At 46.9% G+C, this 5107-nt stretch carries 4 protein-coding genes; 1 reads left to right on the top strand and 3 read right to left on the bottom strand.

Going from position 1 to position 5107, the window contains the following annotated elements; all coding sequences use genetic code 11:
• The 3 genes from AACV78_RS20700 to AACV78_RS20690 form a co-directional block, all read right to left on the bottom strand.
• Positions 1-321: DNA ligase LigA-related protein (locus AACV78_RS20700; RefSeq protein ID WP_445329594.1), on the bottom strand; the 321-nt coding region annotated here is incomplete at its 3' end.
• Positions 322-467: 146 nt separating this feature from the next.
• Entirely contained in the window at positions 468-1514 is a 1047-nt protein-coding gene (locus AACV78_RS20695) for a vWA domain-containing protein (protein WP_228042725.1), read from the bottom strand.
• A 293-nt stretch (positions 1515-1807) separates the two neighbouring features.
• Entirely contained in the window at positions 1808-2788 is a 981-nt protein-coding gene (locus tag AACV78_RS20690) for an Npun_R2479 family HD domain-containing metalloprotein (protein WP_194008739.1), read from the bottom strand.
• Positions 2789-3181: 393 nt separating this feature from the next.
• On the opposite strand from AACV78_RS20690, the gene AACV78_RS20685 reads away from it, so the two are divergent.
• Positions 3182-4939 carry an alpha/beta hydrolase gene (locus tag AACV78_RS20685; RefSeq protein ID WP_228042724.1) on the top strand — a complete coding sequence of 586 codons (1758 nt, stop codon included), beginning with the start codon at positions 3182-3184 and terminating at the stop codon, positions 4937-4939.
• The last annotated feature ends 168 nt before the right edge of the window (positions 4940-5107 follow it).

Raw genomic sequence — 5107 nt, 5'->3', positions numbered from 1 at the left:
GGTTAGGGGGGGTGCAATTCGCTGCCAGCGTTCCTGCCATTTAGCAAATTCCTCAAGATTAAAAGCATTTTCCAAACTGTAGAGAGGAATATTGTGCTTGACGCTAAAAAATTGAGTAGCCGGCTTTTCTCCCACGCGCTGAGTCGGACTTTCGGCAGTAATTAATTCAGGATAATCTGATTCTAACTCTTGTAACTGTCGATAAAGGCGATCGTACACCTCATCAGCCATAATCGGCGCATCGAGAACATAATAAGCATAACTAGCTTGCTGTAGCTGCTCCCTCAACTGTTTAACTCGCTGCTGAATGTCTGGTTGCATATTAACTTAAAAGTGTATATTTTTTTTAACCGCAGATGTGTAGGAAAAACAAATTCCAAACACAATAAAAATCTTAGCATTGTCTGCATCAATCTGCGGTTGTACTTTCAACATTTAAAATCGATTAACGATCCCAATCTTCAACTTCATAAAGGAAACGAGTCCCCCCCCATCAGCTTGCGATTCGCCGAGGTACTTTGCACAAAAACCGCATACTTTTCTAGATTGCTCGGTTTGAGGCGCACAGTCTCCCCCATTGGCAAACCCAACATTTCTCGCGCCGCTTCTCCTTCAAATAAATCCCCAGTCGAACGCTCCATCAGCACAATTTCTTTCTTACCTTGGATGGTTTCTGTTTTAGTAAACTCATAAAACCCGCGCCCGGTTTTAAAAGCCAAACCATTCTCCAGCACAAAAGCTTTAATTGAAATCTCGTTATCTACTTCAAGAATCTGAAATCTCCCCGGTTTGACAGCTCGCAATTCGGCTGATTCGTAAACAGCAGCGCCTTCCCGCTTCAGCATGGTATCAAACATCTTGTTTAATCCGCGACTCATGCGACCTTCACTGACAACTTCTTGCTCGTAAGCTTGCAGTTGTTCGTTAGATGACTGTTGGTAACAAACTGCTAAAAACAAATCTGTGATGTAGGAAAATTGGTCGAGATTGAGGTGAAAACCGCCCGACTTTTCGGCTAATTCTTTGTAGAATAAAGTAGCGTGGTTGCGGTTGAGAGCTTGGATTCCGTAAACGGCAATTCCCATCTGTGCTAACTTATCTACTTCCTGACGCCAGTTAAGTTTTTGAGGAGTTTGAGCGGGTGCGTGCGGGATGTCATCGCCAATGAGTACCAATGTTTTGGAATTAGTTGGAGTCCAAGAAAGTGACTGAGCTTCGTGCAAGACTAATTCATAACATTCTGGAGCATCGCCACCGCCAGTTGGTTCTACATTTTGCACAAAATTGCAAATCTTGTCGGCATCGCCCGACAAATCGAGGTGTTTAGTCACGTAAGTGCTGCCAGCATCGCAATAGTCCCCGTGAGCAATAATGCCAATCCGAATGCCAGGAATTTCATCAAGCAGTCTTGTCACCGTCTCTTTAATTTTCCGGCGAACTTGCGTCAAGCAAGGATACATACTGCCAGTTGTATCAAAGCTAAAAACGACTTCTATGTTGTTGGTTGCCATCATTTAACTCTCTCTAAAAAACAAGGATTTCTTAGGAACAAGACTTTAATCTTTTAAACATTTGTTACACTTTTCTCTCTTCAAAAGTGGCGGGGTAAAGAGAGGCAGAGCCTCTGGATCTGCATTACCAGGTAGATCCTGGTAACGAGCAAACGAGCAAACGAGTAAGTAACAGTTATCTAATTGTCATTCCTTGGTTATATTATAACTCAATCAAAAAATTAGCAGCTCTAAATTTACCATTACTTGTAATTATAACTGGCGTTTATAGCTGCTGAATTATATCGATAAATCTCTCACAAATTCAGATCTGCAAACTCGCTGAATTTCTTGTTATCCCCGGAGGTGGAAAGTTGAAGGCGATCGTTATTGGGTTCGCCGTTCAAGTTGTTATTAGCACGGGATTTAATTAATTCTTGAGCATTTGTTTTGTTGAAAGCGAGCGGTTCAGCGTGTTCTACTTGAAACACGTTAGCGTAGAGGTTGGCAATAATTTGTTTGCCGCCCTGGGTTAATTCCAAGTAGTTCAAAGCTGCTGGAATGTAGGGAAAAACTCCGTTCCAATAAAACTTGGCGTAATTTTGTCGCAAATCTCCCGGAGAATTGTAGCCCAAGATTTTATTAGTCCCGACTTCTTCAAATTCGTAGAACAGCGCACTGATTTTTCGCAGGTAATTGGGGTCGCTCAACTGACCGATCAAATCGGCGGCCCTGGCTAGTCCAGAATAATTGTTTCTGTCTTGATGAGTTTCGCTAGCAGGAACTGGGAAGCGGGTCAATTCAATATTACGCTTGATTTGTTCGGCATCAATTAAGGTGTGGCCGCCGAAGCGTTCGTCAATTACCAGTTTTCCTCGATCGACATGATAAGCAGTTAAACTGGCAGAAGTAGCGCCGACCGGTACAGAAACCATTCCCCCGTCAATACCCGTAGCGTAGAGTCCGACAGCTTCTTGGTCTTGGCGGCAAACACCTTTCACGTAGCCGATATCGTGGCACAGCAGCGAGATCAGGTAGTGCAGCCAATCTTCCGGCGACACTCCCCCTTCGCGAATATGCTTACCCCGCAGAATTTCTTGCCCCACCAATGCCACGAGCATTGTGTGTTCCACATTGTGGTACAAAGCATCGCAGTTAGCGATATTTTCCAGAGCCATCGTCCCCGCCCAGGCGATAATTTCTGGATAGTCAGGCTTGTACTTGCCGTAGGTGCGGCGGTAGCCGGCCTGCAGCTCTTGCACAAAAGCGTCAATCAGGATAGCAGTTGCATTGAACATGATAAATTTTCTCATTCAGACTCTAGTTACAAACTCGATCGCAAATATGTTGGATAGCTGAAAAAATAATCAATGGGCATAACCGTAGGTTTGACCCCTCGCCCAAAGATGGATAGAAGCCCCCGAATTTTGTTGTTGTGTGCCCTAAATTTTAGACTTTTGTTCCTGCTTTGGCGATTCCTCTGTCTAGGAAATTTAAAATCTCAAATCGACTGACCCCGGGCGCGTTGAATTAAAAATTTCCGAAGAATGTTTTCAGGTCATAAAATTACTCTCAGACTATGCTTCCCACGATAACCTAATTTCCGAAGCAACTGATAGATTTTTTGGCATTAAATATTGGCGAAACAATTTAGACCGTTTCACCGACTAATTAATTAGAATGTGCTAGGTATGAAAGTTATGAACTGTCTGTTTCCGAGTCTCTCTACTGCTGCCCTTCGCACTCGGCGGTCGATCGCCCCAAAATACCTAGGATTGTTTGCATTCACTGCTGTTTGCACCGCTGCACCGGCTTTCGGGGCCGAGCGAATCTACGTAACTTACGGGCCGCTAGAAGAATCAGTTCCGATCGAATCTTTGGCACTATTCGCCAAAGAAGGCAAAATAGACTCGAACTTGGACGGCTTTGCTCAGTACGCCAAAAAAGCTCAGCTAGCTCAGATTCGCAGCGCCCTGCAAGCGAAAGCTGAAATCAGCCCCGTGACGATCGCCCAATTCCTCTACACGCCTCAAGGAGAAGTGCTGCTGGAACGCTTGGGCCGAGTAGTTCAAACCAAAGCTCGGCAGCCCGGATTTTATGCCATCCGAGCGGCCCTGATTTTAGCAGCCGCCGATCCTGAAGGCCTGACAATTCTCAAGGTGCTGCAAAAATTTCCTACTTACGGCATCAGGATTGACGTTGCGCGCGCCTTGGGTATCGCCGACCAACTGACATCGCTGATCAACCGTTCCAATCGGGCGATCGCCGGAGTCATCAAGTTGTCGGAAGCAGCAGCAGCCTCTGAGCCAGCGATACCGCCTGCAGAAATGCTACAGCCCCAGCTACCGGGCCCCTATACTTGGAAAAAATCATCGGTAACTCTGACGAGTCCAAATCGCGATCGCACCTTTGACATGGACATTTACCTGCCGCTGCAAAGCCCGCAACCGGCCCCTGTAGTAGTAATTTCTCACGGTTTAGGTTCCGATCGCACTTCCTTCGAGTATTTAGCCAAACAGCTAGCCTCCTACGGCTTTGCCGTCGCCGTTCCCGAACATCCCGGCAGCAACGCCCAACAAATCCAAAACCTAGTAACAGGCAAAACCAACGAAGTAACAGAACCAGCAGAATTTGTCAACCGCCCCCTCGACATCAAAGATTTGCTCGATTATTTAACCAAACTTTCGACTACCAATCCTGCCTACCGAGGGCTGCTCGACTTGGAGCGAGTCGGCATCATCGGCCAGTCTTTTGGTGGCTATACAGCTTTAACATTAGCCGGAGCGGGGATTAACTTTGCCCAGCTAGAAAAAGACTGCCAGCGAGAAAACGAAACTTGGAACCTCTCCCTGCTGTTGCAGTGCCGCGCCCGCAGCCTAGCTCGCAACCAGTACAATTTCAGAGATCCGCGCATCAAAGCTGCGATCGCCATCAACCCGATCGCCAGCAGCATTCTCGGAGAAACAAACCTCAGCCAAATAAAAATCCCAATCATGGTAATCGCAGGTAGCGCCGATACCGTCGCCCCAGCTTTGCTCGAACAAATTCAACCCTTCACTTGGCTGACATCGCTCAACAAATATTTGGTACTGATGAACAACGGGACTCACTTCTCAACGATCGAGGATTCCCCTCAAAGCGTCTTTGTGCCACCACCCGATGTCATCGGGCCCGAACCTGCTTTAGCCCGCCGCTACGTCAACGGACTCAGCGTAGCCTTCATGGAAACCTATTTGAACAACAAATCAAATTTCCGCCCGTATTTACAGCCGAACTACGCTCTAAGCATCTCGCGAGACACTCTCGGACTGAGAATTTTGCGATCGCTCACCCCAGAGCAACTCCAGCAGTTCAGCAGTGCACCACCAGCTCGGAATGCTGCGCCTCCACTGCCGATCGAGCCACCTCCTGTGCCTTCTCAACCTCCGCTACCACCGGTGCCGCGTTAAAAGCTAGGATGCGCCAAAGACCGCCGCGTGATGTATTTTCCCCCTGGCAGCAGGACTCATCAGCTTTCCTTATCGTTTTCATCAGTTTAACTGTCGCTACAGGCCTTTACAAACCTTCACGACATCGTTAATAATAGAGACATCATCCGAACATTGACAACCAAATAA

This window comes from Tychonema sp. LEGE 07196, assembly GCF_963890365.1.
In the GTDB taxonomy this organism is placed as follows: domain Bacteria; phylum Cyanobacteriota; class Cyanobacteriia; order Cyanobacteriales; family Microcoleaceae; genus Microcoleus.
The sequence above is the reverse complement of the archived record's forward strand: the minus strand, read 5'-3'. Positions and strand labels throughout refer to the sequence as shown.